This is a genomic window from Nostoc sp. DedQUE07 (assembly GCF_034530975.2).
Classification (GTDB): domain Bacteria; phylum Cyanobacteriota; class Cyanobacteriia; order Cyanobacteriales; family Nostocaceae; genus Nostoc.
In genome coordinates this window covers 287,726-308,608 of record NZ_JAVRCC020000002.1, presented here as the reverse complement: position 1 = coordinate 308,608, position 20,883 = coordinate 287,726, and the positions used below count along the sequence as shown (strand labels likewise).

At 40.3% G+C, this 20,883-nt stretch carries 17 protein-coding genes; 9 read left to right on the top strand and 8 right to left on the bottom strand.

The features are described from left to right. Nucleotides 1-57 precede the first annotated feature (57 nt). Nucleotides 58-2,499 (top strand): dynamin-like GTPase family protein, encoded by a 2,442-nt coding sequence (locus tag RMZ95_RS02555; RefSeq protein ID WP_322683448.1) that lies wholly within the window; start codon nucleotides 58-60, stop codon nucleotides 2,497-2,499. 222 nt (nucleotides 2,500-2,721) lie between these two features. Continuing rightward, entirely contained in the window at nucleotides 2,722-3,747 is a 1,026-nt protein-coding gene (locus RMZ95_RS02550) for an LD-carboxypeptidase (RefSeq protein WP_322683447.1), read from the top strand. Between the two features lie 160 nt (nucleotides 3,748-3,907). On the opposite strand, the gene RMZ95_RS02545 is transcribed toward RMZ95_RS02550, so the two are convergent. The 3 genes from RMZ95_RS02545 to RMZ95_RS02535 form a co-directional block, all read right to left on the bottom strand. Beyond that, complete coding sequence (locus RMZ95_RS02545) at nucleotides 3,908-4,429, bottom strand: hypothetical protein (RefSeq protein WP_229562104.1); 522 nt, start codon at nucleotides 4,427-4,429, stop codon at nucleotides 3,908-3,910. 68 nt (nucleotides 4,430-4,497) lie between these two features. Continuing rightward, nucleotides 4,498-4,935: a hypothetical protein gene (locus tag RMZ95_RS02540; RefSeq protein ID WP_322683446.1), complete on the bottom strand. Its 438-nt coding sequence runs from the start codon at nucleotides 4,933-4,935 to the stop codon at nucleotides 4,498-4,500. Nucleotides 4,936-5,217: 282 nt separating this feature from the next. Beyond that, on the bottom strand, nucleotides 5,218-6,081 hold the full coding sequence (locus RMZ95_RS02535) for a DUF2382 domain-containing protein (protein WP_322683445.1): 864 nt from the start codon (nucleotides 6,079-6,081) through the stop codon (nucleotides 5,218-5,220). 618 nt (nucleotides 6,082-6,699) lie between these two features. Between RMZ95_RS02535 and RMZ95_RS02530 the strand changes: the two genes are divergently transcribed. The 6 genes from RMZ95_RS02530 (at nucleotide 6,700) to RMZ95_RS02505 (ending at nucleotide 13,940) form a co-directional block, all read left to right on the top strand. Next, nucleotides 6,700-7,155 (top strand): CAAD domain-containing protein, encoded by a 456-nt coding sequence (locus RMZ95_RS02530; protein WP_322683444.1) that lies wholly within the window; start codon nucleotides 6,700-6,702, stop codon nucleotides 7,153-7,155. A 129-nt stretch (nucleotides 7,156-7,284) separates the two neighbouring features. Beyond that, nucleotides 7,285-7,767 carry a hypothetical protein gene (locus tag RMZ95_RS02525; protein WP_322675419.1) on the top strand — a complete coding sequence of 161 codons (483 nt, stop codon included), beginning with the start codon at nucleotides 7,285-7,287 and terminating at the stop codon, nucleotides 7,765-7,767. Nucleotides 7,768-8,159: 392 nt separating this feature from the next. Further along, on the top strand, nucleotides 8,160-8,864 hold the full coding sequence (locus RMZ95_RS02520) for a hypothetical protein (protein WP_322683443.1): 705 nt from the start codon (nucleotides 8,160-8,162) through the stop codon (nucleotides 8,862-8,864). Between the two features lie 281 nt (nucleotides 8,865-9,145). Further along, the gene (locus tag RMZ95_RS02515; RefSeq protein ID WP_322683442.1) at nucleotides 9,146-10,636 is read left to right on the top strand and encodes a helix-turn-helix transcriptional regulator; all 1,491 of its coding nucleotides are present in this window, start codon (nucleotides 9,146-9,148) and stop codon (nucleotides 10,634-10,636) included. A 202-nt stretch (nucleotides 10,637-10,838) separates the two neighbouring features. Then, nucleotides 10,839-12,449: an NAD(P)/FAD-dependent oxidoreductase gene (locus RMZ95_RS02510; RefSeq protein WP_322683441.1), complete on the top strand. Its 1,611-nt coding sequence runs from the start codon at nucleotides 10,839-10,841 to the stop codon at nucleotides 12,447-12,449. Nucleotides 12,450-13,058: 609 nt separating this feature from the next. Continuing rightward, entirely contained in the window at nucleotides 13,059-13,940 is an 882-nt protein-coding gene (locus tag RMZ95_RS02505; RefSeq protein WP_322675415.1) for a hypothetical protein, read from the top strand. A gap of 187 nt (nucleotides 13,941-14,127) precedes the next feature. On the opposite strand, the gene RMZ95_RS02500 is transcribed toward RMZ95_RS02505, so the two are convergent. The 3 genes from RMZ95_RS02500 to RMZ95_RS02490 form a co-directional block, all read right to left on the bottom strand. Beyond that, complete coding sequence (locus tag RMZ95_RS02500) at nucleotides 14,128-14,394, bottom strand: hypothetical protein (protein ID WP_322675413.1); 267 nt, start codon at nucleotides 14,392-14,394, stop codon at nucleotides 14,128-14,130. A gap of 460 nt (nucleotides 14,395-14,854) precedes the next feature. After that, nucleotides 14,855-15,121: a hypothetical protein gene (locus RMZ95_RS02495; RefSeq protein WP_322683440.1), complete on the bottom strand. Its 267-nt coding sequence runs from the start codon at nucleotides 15,119-15,121 to the stop codon at nucleotides 14,855-14,857. 351 nt (nucleotides 15,122-15,472) lie between these two features. Next, nucleotides 15,473-16,597: a class I SAM-dependent RNA methyltransferase gene (locus RMZ95_RS02490; protein ID WP_322683439.1), complete on the bottom strand. Its 1,125-nt coding sequence runs from the start codon at nucleotides 16,595-16,597 to the stop codon at nucleotides 15,473-15,475. 275 nt (nucleotides 16,598-16,872) lie between these two features. Between RMZ95_RS02490 and RMZ95_RS02485 the strand changes: the two genes are divergently transcribed. Then, a complete protein-coding gene (locus RMZ95_RS02485; protein ID WP_322683438.1) occupies nucleotides 16,873-18,267 on the top strand; it encodes a hypothetical protein in 1,395 nt (464 codons plus the stop codon). A gap of 200 nt (nucleotides 18,268-18,467) precedes the next feature. On the opposite strand, the gene RMZ95_RS02480 is transcribed toward RMZ95_RS02485, so the two are convergent. Continuing rightward, nucleotides 18,468-19,355 carry a UTP--glucose-1-phosphate uridylyltransferase gene (locus RMZ95_RS02480; RefSeq protein ID WP_322683437.1) on the bottom strand — a complete coding sequence of 296 codons (888 nt, stop codon included), beginning with the start codon at nucleotides 19,353-19,355 and terminating at the stop codon, nucleotides 18,468-18,470. 10 nt (nucleotides 19,356-19,365) lie between these two features. Continuing rightward, nucleotides 19,366-20,547, bottom strand: a complete 1,182-nt coding sequence (gene hemW, locus RMZ95_RS02475) for a radical SAM family heme chaperone HemW (protein ID WP_322683436.1) — start codon at nucleotides 20,545-20,547, stop codon at nucleotides 19,366-19,368. Between the last annotated feature and the right edge of the window lie 336 nt (nucleotides 20,548-20,883).

Genomic DNA, 20,883 nt, shown 5'->3' with positions numbered 1-20,883 from the left:
ACCAATAGAACATTAAATATTACTAATATATACATAAATATTGTCAGGATGCTGAATATGTCAGATATGCCGCTTCAATGCAGAAATTTGAAAGAGCAGGTTGAATCTATATTACAACTATTACAACAAGAACCAACGCTACGTTCCCAAGATATTACACCTGTACGAACTTCTTTAAGTAAAGCGATTTCTCCAAAGTTTGAAATTGTGTTTGCAGGTGCGTTTAGTGCTGGGAAATCAATGCTAATCAATGCACTATTAGAAAGAGAATTACTCTACAGTGCAGAGGGACACGCTACAGGTACAGAATGCAAAATCGAGTATGCAGAAGTAGATAAAGAACGTGTTGTTTTGACATTTTTAAGTGAAGCAGAGATTCGAGAACAAGCAGTTTCTTTGTGTCAGCAACTAGGATTTCAGACAGTACCTAATATTAACCAAGCTGAGGTAATTAACCTGCTACGTCAAGGTTCTGAAGCGATTATTCAGCAGGAGGGTGGTGAGAGTAAATCAGAACGTGCAAAACAGGCGAAGGCGTTAATGTTGTTGCTAGAGGGATATATAGCAAATAGCGATCGCATCAGCACGGTAACTAATGCTACATACTCAATGGAGCAATTTAACTTTTCTAATCTCAAGGAAGCTGCTGGATATGCGCGTCGTGGTAGTAATAGTGCGGTATTGAAGCGGATAGAATATTACTGTAATCATCCTTTACTACAAGATGGCAATGTCATTATTGACACACCTGGCATCGATGCGCCAGTAGAGAAAGATGCACAACTAACTTATGCCAAAATTCAACATCCTGAAACTTCGGCGGTGGTGTGTGTGCTAAAACCTGCTTCGGCGGGTGAGATGACAAAAGAAGAAACCGAACTTTTAGAATTAATGCGGGAGAATGGGGGAGTACGCGATCGCGTTTTCTATGTCTTCAACCGGATCGATGAAACTTGGTATAATACTCAGCTACGGCAACGATTAGACGATTTAATTAGTGGGCAATTTGCCAATTTTAGGAAGGTTTATAAAACCAGTGGATTATTAGGATTTTATGGCAGTCAGATTAAACAAACAAGTCCACAAGATAGATTTGGTTTAGATTCTGTTTTTGCAGAAAGTATTAAAGGTTTAGATGGTAAAGAAGAAACTCCACAATTTGTCTATGCGTTTAACAACTACTGTGTCAATTCAGGAAAGTTATCTTCCAGTAAATTCCGTGTTTCTGTGAACGGCTTTGAAACTCCAAATCAAAATTATGTGCGGATTCTGGGAGATTGGGGAAATGAATTGATTGAAAAGCTAATTCAAGATAGTGGAACTGAAGAATTTCGCACAGCTATTACTCGTTATCTTACCGAAGAAAAGCGTCCCCAATTATTTAAAAATATTGCTGATGATTTGGAAGATGTTTGTATTAAGCTCAAAAAACATTATCAGAGTGTCCAACGCGATTTAGATAGTCAGCCCCAAGAAATTGAGACGATGAAGGCGCAAGAGTTGCAACACCTAAATCAACAACTACAGCAAATTGGGAGAGAATTTAGCGAACATATCAAAGAAGAAGTTAACCATGTAATTAATAATTCTTGTGATGCTTTTGAAGCAGATTTTAAGCAATTGCAATCACGAATGATTCGCCGCTTAGATGAATTGCTAGATACTTTTTCGGTAGCTTCTGCTTATCAACGTGCAACCATCAGCCATCCTCGCAATGCTACTGCACCTTTAATTGCTATTTTAGTAGAGGCATTTTATTACTTAGCAAATCAATTAGAAGATATTTTGGTTGAATCTTCTCAGCAAATAGTTGCAAATTATTTTCAGCGGTTGATTGAAAAGATTCGCAAGTCAGAATATTATCGCCAACTTTATCGTTTATTAGATAATGATGGTGGTATTGAACAAGAGATCATAATTTTAGAAAAAGGAGTTGCTCAAGCATTATTTAGCGCAGCTAGTGTAGAGTGCGATCGCTTTGTACGAGAAAGTCCTAGATTTTACGATGAAGGCACTTTTTCTATATATCAATTTCGCCAAACTTTATCACAAACTTCTCAAGGTTATGACGCTGAAAGTATCGTGGAAGCAGAACCAGCCATTAGGCAGTTACTGAAGTTAGATTTTGAACCAAAAGTTTCCCAAACTATTCGCAAATCTTTCCGTCAAACCATTAATCAAACCCTGAAAAGTCAGTTATTGCCAATGGCAGAACAGCAAGCAGATGAAATTTTGCAACAATACCCACAGGCACGTGCTTATTTAGAGAAAATATTAGAACAAGAAGCCGAAGAAAAAATTGCAAATAATCGCCGCTTGTTGAATATTGTTGAAGAAAATATTGCAGGATATAATTCGGCAGTTTCTAATATTAATAGTTGTTTACAGGCGATGCAATTATACGATCGTCTTTTGCCTGTCATTGGTGATTCATTTGCTACTGATGCTAAGTTCGCTAATAATGGATTTGTGATTTCAGATATGGTACAAAAGGTTTAATTTTATAGCAAGGGACTGGGGACTGGGGACTGGGGACGACTGGGTGAAAAGCCTTTTTGTGTCTAAGTTTTATCGTCTGTTGATGTCCTAACCACCAAGGCTTGTGCTATACATATCGCAATCCTATTTAATTTGTGAAAATTCGCGGTATCCAGATCCCCGGCTTCGTAAAAGTTGTCGGGGATCTAACTTTTTAGAATCCTAATCCCCAACAAAATAGTTATGAATATCAAGCGTCGGGAATTTCTTACAACCTGTGGGCTGGCTACGTTAGCCACTCAAATACCAACACTTACCGCCCAAGGTAAGCCATCTCTAAACACCATCCGCAAGCCGTCCCGCCTACAACCTGGCGATACCGTAGGATTGATTTCGCCTGCGGGTATCGTTGACGCTAAAGACATTGAAGCCGCACAGAAATCAATTTCACAGTTAGGGTTAAAAGTAAAGCTGGGGAAGCATATTTTAGATCGTTACGGCTATTTAGCGGGTAAAGACAGCGATCGCGCCCAGGATGTAAACTTGATGTTTAGCGATCGCACCATCAAAGCAATTATTCCGATGCGTGGTGGTTGGGGCTGCAATCGCATTTTACCTTTACTCAATTACTCGCTAATCCGCTCCCATCCAAAAATTATCATCGGGTATAGCGATATTACAACGTTGTTGTTGGCAATTAATGCCCGTAGTCAAATGGTTACTTTTCATGGGCCAGTTGCTACGTCTACCTGGAATCAATTTACAGTCGATTACTTCAAGCGCATCCTATTTAATGGTGAAGCGGTGACTATGCAAAATCTCAACCCTAGCGAAGTGCGGCTGGAGATAATCGCACCGGGAAAGGCGAGGGGTAAACTGGTGGGTGGAAACTTGTCAGTCCTATCAGCAATGGTAGGTTCACCTTACCTACCTACTTGGAACAAAAGCATCCTGTTTGTTGAAGAAGTTGGCGAGGATGTTTATCGTATAGATAGGATGCTGACGCAATTAAAAACTGCTGGGATACTTAATCAAATTGCTGGCTTTATCTTTGGGCAATGCACTAAATGTAGTCTTGGAGATGAACCGTCATTTACATTAATGCAAGTATTGCAACAACACATACTTCCTTTAGGTATTCCTGCTTGGTACGGTTCAATGATTGGTCATATAAAAGATAAATTTACCTTGCCAATCGGTGTGGAAGTGGAAATAAATGCCGAACTTGGGACAATACGAATGTTAGAGGCAGCTGTTAGCCTTGTGTGAATGAGGCAGGAGGTTGGAATAAAAAATAGTGGCTCACATTTTATCTAAATTGCAAGCCACTAAATTGGAGATTTTGGTGTTCTTGACTATCTGTGCAAAAACCTGAAAACTCTTTCGCCCCCTTGCAGTCTTAATGATAAGTCTTTAACCGGACATGATATTACTTATGACGACCAAACCATTTAGAAGCGATCGCTCCTAAAGCTGCTCCTACCATTGGATTACTGAGAAACTTAAGAATCGCTGGTTGTTCAGCCATCACTTCGTGGAAAATGTCAGGATGGCTATGATATGTGAAAGATGCCACCTTGCTGAGGTCATCTGCACTTATGTGGTTAGGGTTGTGGGTAGAAAGCCCCAAATCTCGCTCCAGATGGCGCTCGTCTAGACCTCTTTGCTTTAAGTGCTTGAAAAATGCCCGTGCAACATCATCCCGTTCGTTAGGCTTAATCTGAGCGATCGCCTTTTGAAGTTCTGGCTCCAGTTGGCTTGGTGGAATGCTGTTATGGTTGAAAGATTGACTAAACAATTGCCGACGTTGATCGTGAGATGAACGCTGGGCAAAATCGTCAAAATTTTGGTATTCCTGAGTTTGGTCAGATGAAACATCATCTAAAGACTCTGTATTACCGTGAGCCAACTCGTTGAGAATTTCGCGTTTATACTTGTCACTGCTGCTCATTTTAAATGTCTCCTTTTTTTACTTGCAATCAACTGAATTAACTCAGATTTTCTCCAAAAAATGAGTCCCTATTTATACTCAACTTGCTGAGATTGCACATCATACTGAGCCGTCAAAATCAGTTTTTTGTCTGGTGCATACATCAAAACTTTTAAGTCTTGATTGGGGAAATTTTTGTGAAAACCTTGGAGTAAGGATTTTGCTAATGGTCGCACTTCGGTCGGACGAACTTGAGGCGCAATCACGACACCTAACTTATTGTTGTCACGTACATAAGCATCTTGGACAATTCCTTTGGCTGTGCTGACAACCCAGTTCCCAAAATCTTGACCCTGTACACTGTTACCGCGTGACAACAAGGCATAGTCAGCACTATAACTAGTTCCAGACGGTAATTGAGTTGGTTGTTTAGCTTGAACAGTACCACTACAGGCGGCAGTCGTTGTTAGTACTAATACCAAGGCTAAAGCTGTTAAAAACCGACGAAACTGTTGAATTATTTTCAATTTAACCACCTCATCTAAACTAATGACTCTTTTGGAATATCAATCTTGTGAAAGTAATTTTGAGTAGAAGTAGATAGAAAATCTACTCCTACTAACTCAAAAACAATGACCTTTGTAGTTTAAGTAGGTTAACAAGTGGTGGGGATTTAAATTGCATAGCTTCTACCAAGCAGGGCGAATAGAACGCCTAAATCTAAATCCCCGTCACAAAAGGTAATTGCGTTAGCGACGTAGGAGCGTCATTGCGTTAGCGTAGCGGGGCGAAGCCCATTGCGAATTGTTTTAACCTCGGTCAATTTTATTCTCTATTCGAGTTCCATCAGTATCAACATCTAATTCTTCGCGTCGAATGGTTTCTTGAGCTTCAACGGTTTCTTTGTCTACAACTTTCTGCACTTTGACTTCTTCGCGCAAAAAAGCTTCCTTTCGGATGTCTGGAACTTCTTCATAGAGGTCTATATGCGCTACCTCGCCTTCGGAAAAGTCCGTCGCTTCAGCAGACACAACTTTGCCTGTGTCTTGAGAAGTTACTCGCTCAATCACGACTCGCTCTTTTTCCACCGGAACAGCAACTTTTGCAGTTTCAGTTTCAACATGCTTACTAATCGATACTTCCCCACTTTTCCGGCGCTGTTTATTAGCAACTAACCTTTCTTGGTAAAGTTTGAAGGTTTGATCTTCGTGAGCGCTAACATCATACAGATCCGCGTCGTCTGCGTAGGTGTAGCTGTCAGGACTGGGAGTAGTGCGGCCAACTGTCGATCCAAGCGTAGCTGAACTTTCTACAGACGGTGTGCGATATCTTCCACGCACCTGTTCTTCATAGTCGTAGTCAAGCGTTGTATGCTCTTGATATTCAGGTAAATTTTCCGCTTGCTCTCTTGTTATACCAACGACATATACACGGTTTGCTGTAGAGTCAATACGCGATTTACCAACTGGTAGTAAGATTTTCTTGCCAAAAATCCAAAAGCCTATGTCAACAATTAAATAGCGGAATGCTCCTTGGTCATCTAGTACAGCATCATTTACTGTGCCAATCTTCTCATCAGTTCCTTGAACATACACACCCATTCCTTTGATGTCGTTACCTTCAACAGTATTACGGTAGTCTCGATCAAATTCACCTATTTTTTGAAGTGGCATTATTTTATTCCCGAAACTATTGCTGTGTCTTTTTATAAATTACACAATTTAGTTTAAATACATCTTCTCTCCGAAGATTGACTTAAATTATCTGGATATTTAATCAATCGAAGTAATTCAATATATTTTCATAGCCCATAAGTATGATATAAAACAATATTTTAGTATTAGTGGATTACTAATTATAAAAATAATTTAAACTAATTTTTGTAAATAATGTGACTAGGTTCTAGCATTTATGTGACTAGTTTCTAGCAGTAGATATCAAAACTAAACTTAGCTAAATCAATACATATTGTCAAACATAGCTAGTTTGATATGTTTATTAATACCTTACACTTAAATCAAATATCCTCACATTATTAAAGATTTATTTACTTAAGTTGTAAGACTTGCTCCATCACTCTTCTAGAAAACAAAATCTATGTCAAAAGATTGATGAGAAGAAAATTTAAAAATGCCTAAATATTATTAAAGTCCTAACAAATTTGCCAATCAATATTTAGCTGTGCCGCTAAGGATTAAGAAATCTAGTTGCAAAGCAAGTGTTGCAAAAATTGATAATAATAAAGTGTAAACTTTAAAACTGCTCTCATTGCAGAAAATCAGGAGATAATTATGGACACAGAGTTACAGCAAGATCAGTACGTCGATACTGCCTCCCAAAACCAGATAAAAGCACTTAAAGGTTCAGAGTCTGGAAACCTGGCAATGTTGCCGCCTGCCTCGGAAAATGAAGAACAATGGCAAAAAGTTGGTAGACAGATTTCTATATTTTTGGCAAAAATACCTGAGTACATAGGTAGCTTCTACCAAGAATACAAATTGCTGATTATCAGCTTTGCGTTGCTTGTGATAACAGTTACAGCGCTAAGAATTTTTCTAGCAGTACTCAACGCCATAAATGATATTCCCCTAGTTTCTCCATTTCTCCAATTAATTGGACTTGGTTACACAATTTGGTTTACTTCCCGCTATTTGCTCAAAAATTCGACTCGGCAAGAACTAGCAGAAGAAATTCGCTTGCTTAAAAAACAAATTTTAGGCAGAGAAGAATCAGAGACTTTAAGCTAACTAAAGTATCGTGGCGGATACAGTGTATCTGAACTTTTGGTCAAGTAAAAAGCTAAATTTTGCTTGACCATTGTATAAAACTGTAGGCTCTTATACCATATCAGCTAAATTAGCCGGAAAAGAAAATGTATGATCGAGACAAATAGATTAGCTTCGCTGACAACAACAGTATTTCTTTCAACATTGCTAACAATCCCTCTGCTTTCTAGCTGCGGCGGAGGTTCCCAAAATGCTACGCAACCTCCAATTGACGATACTGTTGGGAGAAATTTAAATAATCGCGCCCCCGTAAATCAACCCCAAGCTAAAAGGGGATTAAGTACAGGGCAGAAAGTGGCAATCTTGGCAGGAGCTGCTGGACTTTACTACCTTTACAATCAGCGAAAGAATGCCCAAGGAGCGGGAGCGCAGGGGAAACACTACCTTTCTAAGAATGGGCGTGTTTACTATCGAGATGCTCAAAATCGCCCTGTCTGGGTAACACCGCCACAAGAGGGCATTCGTGTTCCAGAGGAGGAGGCACAACAATACCGGGACTTTCAAGGATATAACAACAGTCCCACAGGGCGAGACTTAAGGGGTTTGGGTGCAGGTACTGTTCCGACAAATTAATTTTTTTACAGATTATAAATAGATGACGTTTAATCGTCATCCTATTTTTTAATAGAAACTTTTTTTGGATTTAAAGTTAATAATACTCATAAGTATAATATTAAGTATTATTATATTTTTTCACAAAAGTTTCTTTTAAAATTTTATACGAGTATATAGAAATTTTATTTAATTGTTGAAAAGATTTTGACCTCTATTTTTTGTACAACAGGGTTTTGAGTCTCAGGATGCTTTCAAAATTCAAACCGGAGTTTTATATACTAATAGTTATACTTTTATCAAAGTAAGAGTAACCTTTGATAGATGATTTTTAAAAAATATAACAATTACTATATTGAAAGTAATTACTTTACCGTTGATAGTTTAGTAAAATCACAGTTTAGGAGTCACAAATGAATTTATTAGAAAAAATATTCGGTGGCGGTGAGGTTCCAGAAAATGACTACCGCAATTTTGTCAATCGCTATGAGCAAGGTTTACCTCATGAGGGATACTCAGATGAAGAAGTTTTAAACCGTTATCAGCAAGTATCTAGACAGTTACCTCCAGACCTTTATCAGGAATCTGCACAAGAAGCCTTTAGTCGGATGTCACCACAAGAGCGGATGCAATTTGGTCGCTCTCTTCAACAGCAGACGCGCTCTTCAAACTTGAATTTTCCCGATCTAAACCAAGATGGTATAGACGATCGCTTTCAAGACCCAAATTATCTTGCTCAAACGACAGGCCGGGTTCACCAGCAACAACCAGATATACTCAGTCAAATTATGAGTGGTGCTGTGGGGAGCTTTACAGGTGGTCAAGGTGGTAACATTATGAGCAATCCATTAGCGAAGGGAGCGATGGCTGGTATCGCCGCCCTAGCTATGAAAAAGTTGATGCAAGGAGGCAACCAAGGAAATTACGGGCAGTATGGTAACGTCCGCCCAGCTAGCCAAGACCCCTACGGCGATCCGGCGGATTACGGACAGTATGGTAACGTCCGTCCAGCTAGCCAAGACCCCTACGGCGATCCGGCGGATTACAGGCAGTATGGTAACGTCCGCCCAGCTAGCGAAGACCCGTATGGAGATCCGGCTGACCAACAGTACCGTTAGTAACCTGAAGCAGCAAAGCTGCAATTCGTAATTACAATCAGTGAAAGCTTGAACTCATCACTGATAATTATGGTCAAGTAAAAATCAAATTTTTTTACTTGACCACTTTTTATTAGATTGGTATCACCTAGTAGAAAATCTTTTGCATTGTTGGCGATCGTTTAAAGCGACTCAAAGCGGCTGAGAGTTATATTCTAGCAAGGTCAATTAGAAGAAACTCAGGCTTTATTTATTTCATCATTGTAAATTACCTACGTGAGCAGCAAATTGGTAGTAGGAAAATGAAACACTTAGCAAAAACATTATATAGTAAACTTCTGCATCTATTTCACCAGGTTATGGGAATTACTATTTCCCGTAATCCAAATCAAAAAGAAACTAACGTTGCTCTTGATGAAGAATTTTTAGAAGACCCAACTACTCAATCATCAAAGGAAATTACTCTTCAAGACAGAGTTAATAAATCTGAGCAAAACTTAGAATTAAATTACCAGGATTCAGCAAAACCTCGGCAATTCAAAAAAGCTTCTTTATTTCCTGATAATAAGACTAATGTTGCTGCATTGTCGCTAGTTTTGTATGGAGTTGCCGAAGTATTATCTCAAAAAATGAATCTGTCATGGAAAGGTCAAGTAAATAAGACTTTTAGTTATGAAAGAGAAGCTGAAACTGGAAAAGGAAAAATCTTTTACTATGTGACAGATAATCCCGAAACTCCACAACCAGAAACACTCGCAGAAGAGGCAGCTTTAGTTGTTATAAACGAATTTGATCCAAGGGCGTGTGCTATTCACCTGATTTACTGTGCCTTAGTAGCTAGCCTAGATAAACCTTGGTCAGGTAATTTTGTAATTGATGACAAGCAACTACTTGAATACACAGGGCTTGTGAAACGCAGGGATTTATGCAAGCATGAAAAATTGAGTATTTTGTACTCCTTGTTACGCCAACCTGCTCAAGTACTAGCTTGTATTGCATCGCCTAAACAGGGGAAAGTAGGAGCTTTTACTGTTGCTGATTTAAAGATTTGGGACATCAGCATAATACGAGATTTTGAAACAGATAAAACTGGCAATAACAAACTAGTGGGTTTAAAGGTGATAGGTCAAGCTGGAGTATGGACAAAATACTTCCTCAACAAATCTAAATGCCACTACCACACTGGAATTATTACCAAGAAAACCGTACAGAAACTATTTAGTATTGGTAAACAAAATGCTGGCGCGGCTAGAATGCTAGTTTGGCTAACCTTCCAAATCAAACCGGAATTCCAGGATTGTGTAATGGGCAAGACTCTGATGGAGATTGCTTACGGTGCAGACAAAGTGTCAACGGCAGAGCAAGACAGACAGCTTAGACGGCAAATGGCTGATGATTTGGAAACTGACTTGAAAGTTGTCAAAGAAGCTGGATGGCAAGCAGAACTCGAAACAGGCCCAGCTTGGTTAACAAGCAGCAAAACTGCTAAAAGACCTATAGGTTACTGGAATCAAATACTCAATTCTAGATGGCGTTTTCATTTACCAGCAGAAGTACAGGAACGCTTGACTGTGGACTCGAATCAGCTGAGTGCAAACAATATCCAGCCTCTATCAGGTAATGTCATTAGAGGAGCAAGAAAAGCAAAAGGTTGGTCTAGAGCATTTTTCGCTACAACGATGGAGAAAAGCGTTTCCTGGGTTGATGCAGTCGAGACGGGTACACGTCAGGTTTCTCAAAAGGACTTGCCTAAGTTGCTCAATACATTGGAACTACACCTTAACAGGTATTGATTTCAACTAAACTTTTCTTGTTTCTCTGAGGTAATTATTGCTACGTATTATTACTCGTTGCAACTGTGTCGGGAGGAACGTTAAGTTTTTCCATGACGTGAAAAGTTAGTGTTTATCTAAGGTTTCGGCAAAAGGCAGTATTCGTCATGCTTCCTGCCTCTGTTGTTAATATTTTGATAGACAGTATGCATTTCTCCTCGCTATGTTACGCCTAACAGAAGTAAAGCTCCCGCTCGATCATCCTGAAGATGAGATCAAGACTGCCATCCTGAAAAAGCTGCAAATCACGGACGAAGATTTGATTAGCTATTTCATCTTCAAGCGTAGCTACGATGCCCGTAAGAAAGGAGAGATTACCCTTGTTTATATTTTGGATGTAGAAACGACTCAGGAAACTCATCTACTCAAGCGCCTGAAAAAAGATCCTCATGTGATGATCGCGCCAGACATGAGTTATCGCCCAGTGGCACAAGCACCAAGCAATTTGGCGATTCGCCCCATCGTGATTGGTACTGGGCCTTGTGGCTTATTTGCAGGTTTGATGCTGGCACAAATGGGCTTTTGTCCGATCGTTTTAGAACGTGGCAAACAAGTCCGCGATCGCACTGCTGATACTTTTGGTTTTTGGAAGAAAAAATCAGACTTCAACCCTGAATCTAATGCCCAGTTTGGCGAAGGTGGGGCGGGTACATTTTCCGATGGCAAACTCTACAGTCAAGTCAAAGATCCTCAGCATTATGGGCGTAAGGTGCTAACCGAACTCGTCAATGCGGGAGCCTCACCAGAAATTCTTTATATCAACAAACCGCATATCGGCACTTTCAAACTGGTGGGAATCGTCCAAAGTATGCGTGCCAAAATCGAATCCCTCGGCGGTGAAATTCGCTTTCAAAGCCTAGTGGAAGATATCAACATCGAAAATGGACAGGTGCGCGGAGTCACCCTCGCCAGTGGGGAATATATCGCCAGCGATTATGTCGTTCTGGCGGTAGGTCATAGCGCCCGTAATACTTTCCAAATGCTATTTAATCGTGGAGTTTACATAGAGCCGAAACCATTTTCTATAGGCTTTCGAGTCGAACATCCCCAGTATCTCATTGACCAATGTCGTTTCGGCGCTCAAGCTGGTCATAAGCTTTTAGGTGCTGCTGATTACAAACTGGTTCACCACTGCCAAAATGGTCGTTCCGTCTATAGTTTTTGTATGTGTCCGGGGGGCTTGGTGGTTGCAGCTACATCAGAACCGGGGCGAGTCGTCACCAATGGGATGAGCCAATACTCTCGCAATGAACGCAATGCCAACAGTGCGATCGTTGTGGGTATTACACCTGAAGATTATCCAGGAAATGCGTTAGCAGGAATTGACTTCCAACGGCGTTTGGAAGAACGAGCATTTGAATTGGGCGGTGGAACTTATGAAGCTCCAGGGCAGTTGGTGGGAGACTTTCTTAACCATCGTCCCTCTACAGCATTGGGCACTGTTACACCGTCTTATACACCTGGGGTACATTTGGGTGATTTGAGTCAGAGTTTACCAGATTATGCGATCGCAGCCATTCGTGAAGCACTTCCCGCTTTTGACAAACAAATTAAAGGATTTGCAATGGACGATGCCGTGTTGACTGGGGTAGAAACCCGCACATCATCACCGATTCGGATTAAACGCAAAGAGGATTATCAAAGTTTAAATACCGTCGGTCTTTATCCAGCTGGTGAAGGCGCGGGATATGCAGGGGGAATTCTCTCGGCTGGTATCGATGGTATTAAAGTGGCGGAGGCGGTAGCTTTAAGTATTTTGAAAAATTGCAATTAGTAAAATCTAAAATAGTGAATGCGATGCCTACGGTGATAAACTACGCAATCTCAGCATCCGATTTTGAGTTGAGAGGAAGTTTCTAAATGAAGTTGTATTGCAGGTACTATTACAACAATTAACAACTTAATTTCAGTCGAAATTTATCCAGCAAATAGACATATACCTGCTTCTACAACTAATTGGCTTACTGATTAGACCTCTTGGCATTTGTGCTTTTTGCACTCTTGGGGAAAAGGGACTCATCTTTATTGGGGAAAGGGACAATACAGAACCTTTTCCCGACAAATGCAAGAAGTCTAGTATAGATATTCCTGATTTGTACAGAAATCACTTCTATATTGGACTAGACCTAATGTCATTTTTAGTCAATGCATTAAGTGCATTTATAATAGCTTGATTTAACTATTGATAAGTTCTGGCAGCTTGCGAACGTAATACGAATTATTTAACCTTGGTTGTTTTTATTATTATTTGTACCCCCTGAACGTTTACAATTAATTTCATCGCAACCTAACTAATGCCTCACACATTTACAGGTGTGAATTTGCATGTAAACTCCCCATTCACAGGGAACATTAATTTCATGGCAACAGAATTATAGTAATAATGAACAAATTCAAATATTTTTCTATCTTATTTTTATCTATCGTTTTGATGGACGGAGCGACTATAAAGATTTCTGCCCAAGCTGCTGGAACTAAAGTTTTAGTAACGGCTCAAAACGAATCTCTCAACAAATCTGATATTGACAAAGTTATCGCTTTTTACGAATGGGTCTTTTCAGGAAAATTCACTAGCGAGCAGCGTAATGAATATCAGTCAATAAAATTAAATGAGTTTCGCAAAGACCCAGATGGAACTAGAAAAAGCATTGACAATCTAATTTCCAATTATACACAAGCTCTTGCTAAGACCGAAGAGGAACAAAGCCGGATTCGGCAGGCATTTAACGGAGAATTTGTAGGGCAATTACGAAATTTACCGAATGATGCGGAAGCTAAACTTTTGCTGTCTGTTTACGATAGCGCTCACGCGGGCGAAACTGCTTCAAATGATACTGATGATTCATCTGGTAGCGTTGGAGAGATTTCGTCGTTAGTTGGAAAATGGGTTTGGACGCGTACCGGAAACAGTGCTATAAGTACGAATGGTACATATATCGGATCGAACGGTTCGCGTTTCACTTATCAATTTTTGCCGAACGGAACGGTCGAATTTACAGGAATAATGAACGTAATGAACGGCAGCTGCAACCAGCAAATTTTCCAATCTCGAAAAGGAAAAGCCAGTCTGAGCGGCAGTACGATGACACTTAACTGGTCTCCAGCAACTTTCACTCGTGACTTTTCGTGCGACAGAGCGAATAACTACACGAAAACTTTGCCTGCGGAAAACGAAACTTATCAGGTGAAATTCAAAACCGATCTAGGTCAGAAACAGCTTTGTCTGATCGGCAAGGATGAAACCTGTTTCAGCCCGACAAATTAGGCCAAATGACAAAGCCAGCTTTATTTGTTTACTCAAGCAGCTAGATTTGAACGCACCACCAACTAAGCTTGTGGCTCATGTCAATTTTAATATCAAGCCCCACCTAGATACTTTCGAGGTAGGGCTTTTATTTTTATGTCTGGAGTCGATATGCAATCATGCCTCAAGCGCGATCGCAGTGTAGAATTTATCCGATTGTTAAAGCTGGTTCTTCACAGAAGTTAAATAGGGCTGACTCTGTTTCTGATTCATCTTCAAATACAGCAGAGATGTACCATTCACAGGGCGAATCATTCGTATATTCAGCCCAAGCAATTGTTACTGTTTCACCCGATGGAATCCCTGAGTCACTCAAGGTAAATGAAGCCCACTCTTCATCATCGACAGATACCCACAACTCTGTAATTGCTTGTTCGGTATCATTGGTAACGGTAAAAGTGAATTGGTCTGACATAAATAGCCTTGCCTTCTAACGATAAATAAATTGCAGGTTGTCAGTCACCGATTATACTGCCACTTTTTTAAAGCGTTGTCATGCAAACTCCCACAATATAGATTCAGGAATAGTTTCAATCTTTTTTTGACTAAATTTAATTTTGTTAAAGAGTATTAAAAATATCACAGGTAAGACGCGATGAATCGCCGTCTCTACAATAATTTATCGCGTCTTTACGATCTAACAGAAATAGTTGAGAGCGATCGCTTCCCCAAATAGGCGCAGTCAGGGCGTTTCACAGGCTGTCCCTAACTTCTTCGAGCAACTTCTCTAAAAGGGACATGTTAATTCTAATATCAAGCTGCACTTAGATACTTTTTAGGTAGGGCTTTTATTTTTATGTCTGGAATCGATATGCAATCATGTATCAAGCGCGATGGCGTACACGCCCTTTCCGGTGGCGATCGCAGTGCAGAATTTATTTGATTGTTAAATCTGGTTCTTTACAGAAGTTAAATAAGGCTGACTCAGTTTCTGATTCATCTTCAAATACAGCAGAGATGTACCATTCACAAGGCGAACCATTCGTATATTCAGCCCAAGCAATTGTTGCTGTTTCACCTGCTGGAATCCCTAACTCACCCAAGTTAAACGAAGCCCACTCTTTATCATCTACAGATACCCACAACTCTGTAATTGCCAATTCAGTTTTATTGGTAACGGTAAAGGTGAATTGGTCTGACATAAATAGCCTTGCCTTCTAACGATAAATAAATTGCAGATTGTCAGTCATTGATTATACTGCCACTTGTTTCAAAAGTTGTTACACTAACTGCTAAAATATAGACTTACAGATAGTTTCAAGTTTGTTTGACTTAATTTAAATTTCTTAAAGAGTATTAAAAATATCAACGATTCAGATTGAATCTATCGAGATAGCCAATCCCATACAACAGCAGATTTAGGTCGCGGTTCTTACAAACTCCAATAATACAGCACATCCCCGGTGTCACAAAATTTTCAAGCAATGTATTTTTTACTCAGCAGAAGTAGTTGAGAGCGATCGCCTTTAACATACTACAAACCGACAATTTTCTTAATACAACTCATATTTCATTAACTGACAAGGCAGCGTTCCGTTGTACACCGCAATTCGCTGGGATGATTTTAGTCCAATCGATTGAGACAGTTCCTTGTTGCCACTAAGTACAAATGCAGTCCAGCCTTTGAAGCGTTGTTTCAGCACATCGCCTAAAAGTTTGTAAAATGCTCCTAGATCGCTATCTCGCCCCAGCCGTTCGCCATAAGGTGGATTGCAGAATAAAATCCCACTATCTGCGGGGGCGACAACATCGGCAAGTTCCATTTGAGAAAACCATACATGGTTATCAACGCCGCAATTTTGAGCATTGTTAATCGCTTGCTCAATTATATTTTCATCGCGATCGCTTCCCCAAATAGGTGCGCTCAGGCTATCAAGTTGGCTGTCTTTAGCTTCTTGGAGGAGTTTTTCTAAAAGGGGCAGGTCAAAATCGAGCCAATTTTCAAATCCAAAGGATTCGCGAAACAGTCCTGGTGCGATATTTAGTGCCTTTAAGCAAGCTTCCAGAGGTAAAGTGCCAGATCCACACAGAGGATCGTAGAACATCTGGTTTGGTTGCCAACTTGAAAGTTGAATCAGGGCAGCAGCCAGAGATTCTTTGAGAGGGGCTACTCCCACCGCCGGACGGTAGCCTCGGCGATGCAGACTATTTCCCGAACTGTCGAGTTTAACCGTACAAAAGTCGCGTTCAATATGAACATTAACCCGCACATCTGGTTCGTGAAGCTCTACATTTGAACGTTCGCCGAGATTTTCTTTTTGTTGGTCAACGATCGCATTTTTCACCTGAAGAGATGTGAAGTGGCTGTGGTTGAGGCGATCGTTTTTGCCTGTGACATTCACCGCCAGCGTCATATCTGGCGTCAGATAGTTTTGCCAATCGATAGTTTGGATACCGCGATAGAGATCCTTGGCATCAAGGCATGGAAACTCATCGATATTCACCAAGATTCGGAACGGCAGCCTAGCCCAGAGATTGACGCGATAAAGTAAAGTGCGATCGCCCTCAAAGGCTACACCGCAAAACCCCGGCTCTACGGAATGGGCACCCAGTTGCTCTAACTCCTGAGCCGCAAGGGTTTCTAATCCGCGAGCAACCGTTGCAAAATACTGATTCATCCTCTAATCCAAAGCATTATCTTCACTGCTCACCCATTGACGCACTTTAGCTTAACTTATATCTGGTGACATTCTCTCTGGTTAAGTCTGCAACTATAACTTTAAGTAGGGTAGAGGCAGGAGTCAGAGCACAGCAAATATTTTTTCAAAGAGATTATATTTTCTTCAGTTTAAGTACTATCTTAAATCAATTAACCCTGCTAATATCAAGCTGAAATAGCATTCAGGCACTTTGCAATACAACCCATGAATAAAAATAGTCAGAGGGAAAAACTGTGAGTTTAGTATCTGATATTATTCTGCTGCAAGACTTAACATCGTCATCTGACGAGAATTTAGTCCAGCTGAAAACCGTACTTCCGGCGACAGTAAATCGCTTAACCAACCCGGCATTAGCAAATATATTTGGTGATGACTTGAAATTTGGTATTGCCTCTTTCAAGGATAAGCCACTTGCGCCTTTTGGAGGTTACGCTGACTATGTATATCAACCAGAAGTCACTTTGACAAATAATGTCACAACAATTAAAGACAAAATCTTTAACTTTCAAGCTTTTGGTGGCAATGATGGGCCAGAATCACAATTATTTGCACTCTTGTTCGCAGCTTTAAATAGCGGCAGTCTTGGTTACAGAGTAGGTTCATTTCGTGTTATTCTAATAGCCACCGATGGTACTTATCACGTTGCCGGCGATCGCGCAGCAGTTCTTCCAAGTGATACTATTGCCAATAATGGAGATGGAATAGCTGATGCTTTTGAAGATTATCCACAGGTCGGACAAGTAAAAACTGCGCTAGAAGCAAATAACATTATTCCAATTTTTCTAACTACGAGTAATGTTGCAGCCAATTACGAGACACTAGTTACCCAGCTTGGTCGAGGTGGTGTACTAACTCTTGGTTCTACAAGTGAAAATCTTGCTGATGTCATAAAAGAGGCAGTTGCTCGAGCTAGAAATGCGATCGGTACTGATGTCACTACAACCAAGGGAGACGATACCTTTAGTAGAGCGGATTTTTCGGCTGGCGATAAAGTTATTTTTGCTGGGGATGGTGATGACAGTATTTCGCTTTCTGGGGTTATTGGTAATCATTACATTGATGGGGGGGCAGGTTCTGACATCCTTTTTGGTGGAGCTGGTGCAGACAAAATAGATGGGGGTAGTGGTGACGACAACCTTCTGGGGGGCAGAGGTGATGATATTCTTTTTGGCAGTAGTGGAAAAGATATTCTGAGCGGGAATCAAGGGAACGATTACCTACAGGGAGATAGTGGGGATGACTTACTAGAAGGAGGCGCGGGTGCAGATAAGTTTGCATTTGCAACAGGATCGAAGTTTAATATTAGGGAACTCGGAGTTGATGTTATTAGTGACTTCAATCCTGAGCAAGACAAGATCCAACTATCTAAATCTACCTTTACAGCTCTAAGTAACTCAGTCTTTCCGACTCAATTAGATTCCGCAGACTTTGCCACAGTCACAAATGATACTTTAGCTGCAAGTAGTAGTGCAGCGATCGTTTATAATAGCGCAAATGGTAGTCTCTTTTATAACCCTAATGGTTCGGCGAATGATTTTGCTGAGATTAATTCCGGGGGTAAATTTGCACAATTGGATGCTACCTCTTTTCCTACTCTAACTACCGCTAGTTTTGAGGTAGTTTTTTAAGGTTTGTATTTGATTTAGAGTCCTGCATTTTGTAACCCATCTACCTGAAAACTGCTTTAACAAAAAAAGAGGCGATCGCCAGGAGCAAATTAAACGTTATATTTTCAAGATGCCTCTGCTTACCTCAATAGACTACTATCTATTTGAACTATTTTAAAAAGTGAGAGCCTCCCAGATAAACAAATTGAACTAAGATTAATCTATATTTTTCTAAAATCAATCATTGTCTGCCGATAAGTATCTGGCAAACCTGTATCAAAACACTTGCCTTTAACAACATATCCTGTCATTCCCTCTTCCTGACGCAATTGTTCAAGACAAGATGTTAACTGAAATTCACCTCGTTCTCGGAAATTTTGGTTGATATGTTCTGCGAGAAAGTCAAAAATTTTCGGCGTTAGTAAATATAAGCCAAATATACATAAAAAATTATTTTCTGACATTCCTTCTACACGTAAATGCTGTTGTGCATACTCAATAGTCGGTTTTTCATACAGTTGTCTAACTGACAAAATCGAGTTTAACTCTTGCCAAACCCCTGTTACACACCCAGCTTGATGAATAATTTCTGCTGGCATTGTAGTTAAGCCAACAACGTTTTGATTAACTTGTTCGTAAACATCTAAAACTTGACTAGCACAAGACTTTTCAATATCAGATGCATAAATGTGGTCGCCCAACATGAGCAAAAACGGCTCATTTTGTACCCAATCCTTGGCACAAAATACTGCATGACCATAGCCTAATTGTTCCTCTTGTAACAGAATGGTAATTCTGCTACCTAAATCTTCGAGATATCGGCTATATTCTTGATTTTGTGGTGAAAGTTTCTCTAAAAGCTCTTTTTTGGGTGGGTTTTTCAAGAAATCTGCAAATATTTCTTTGTCATCTGGCTGCACCACAATCCCTATTTCTGTAATTCCAGCACTAATTGCCTCTTCAATAATTGCAAGAATCACAGGTTTTGCCCTACCATCTCGATCGATAATCGGGAAAAGTTCTTTTTTGACAACTTTAGTAGCTGGAAACAAACGAGTACCGAAACCAGCTACCGGAATCACAGCTTTTCTAACTTTATTTTTTTGCATAAACAGTTCGTCACCCCAACTTCTCAAACAATTCTGCCAACACCACATTAGAAAACAAAAACCCTTGGGGATCGATCAAACGCAATCTTCCCTGTGCAATTTCCACCCAACCTTTTTCAAAATACAATTGCAAACACCGACAAATTTCCTCCACCTTCTCTTCGCCAAATGCCTCTACCAACGCCGCCAAACTCAAACCTTCTGCCAAACGCAACCCCAACATTAACGTTTCTAACAATACTTCCTTTGGGGGGGTTACATCACAATCAATTACACCGCCAGCTTGTACCCACTGGTAATACTCTTTAGTTTTGCGCGGACGAGTGAAGCGTTTCCCCTGAACATAACTCGCCGCACCCATGCCAAAGCCATAATAAGGACGGTTTTCCCAATACACTCGATTATGGCGACACTGATAACCAGGTTGAGCGTAATTGGAAATTTCATAATGCTCATAACCTGCACTAGTTAAAACCTGCTGCCCCATCTGGTACATTTTGACTGTGGCTTCATCCGTAGGCAAAGGAGTATCGCCAGGTTTGTAATAACGACCAAAGGCTGTACCTGGTTCGATGGTAAGATCGTAAATGGAAATGTGAGTGGGTACTATCGCCACGGCTTTTTCTAAGGAATCTTGCCATTGATCTAAAGACTGATGCGGCAACCCAGAAATTAAGTCTAAGCTAAATACGGGAATCTCGACTTGGTGGATTAGTTCCACAGCTGCAAAAATATCTTCAACTGAGTGCGATCGCCCCGCCCTTTGCAATAATTCTGATTGAAAGGCTTGTACGCCCAAACTTACCCGGTTCACGCCTGCATTGCGATAGCCTGCTATGTGGGCTAAATCAAAGGTACCTGGGTCAATTTCCATAGAAATCTCTGCCCCAGACGCAATCCCAAAATGCTTCTGTAGCTCTGTCAGTATTCGTTGTAGCTGCTCTACTGAGAGCAGCGAAGGAGTACCACCACCGAAGAAAATTGTCTTCAGAGGTTGACCAAATGCTGGTGTAATGGCAATTTCTTGACATAGCACCTCAACATATTGGGAGATAGTACCAGATGTTTCGCCCCGCAAGCGATCGCCCACAACAGATACCGGGAAATCACAATAAAAACAGCGCCGTCTGCAAAAGGGAATATGCACATAAGCAGAACTCGCAATTCCAGAAATACTACATGTTTTACTCATTTTGAGAAAAGTTTTAAGTTAATCCAACTGCGAATTAGAGACAATGAAAATGAGATAAGAATTCAGGAGTCAGGAGTCAAAAGCCAGAATAATTGTCAAATCAAGCGTGTAATGACTTCTTGATTTTATTAAACTTATTAAGTTTAGGTATCAAAGTCTTCTTAATTCTGACTTTTAGATTCTGGATTCTGAATTCTTACAAAATAAGTAGTTTATTTACAAGTTTTTGTCTTTTTACAACAAAACAATGAAAAATATTAAGATAAAAACCTTTAGTTATAATAATTGCAGATATTGTCAGCCTAAAACCTTAGTGTAAGTCAATGTTGATAGGTT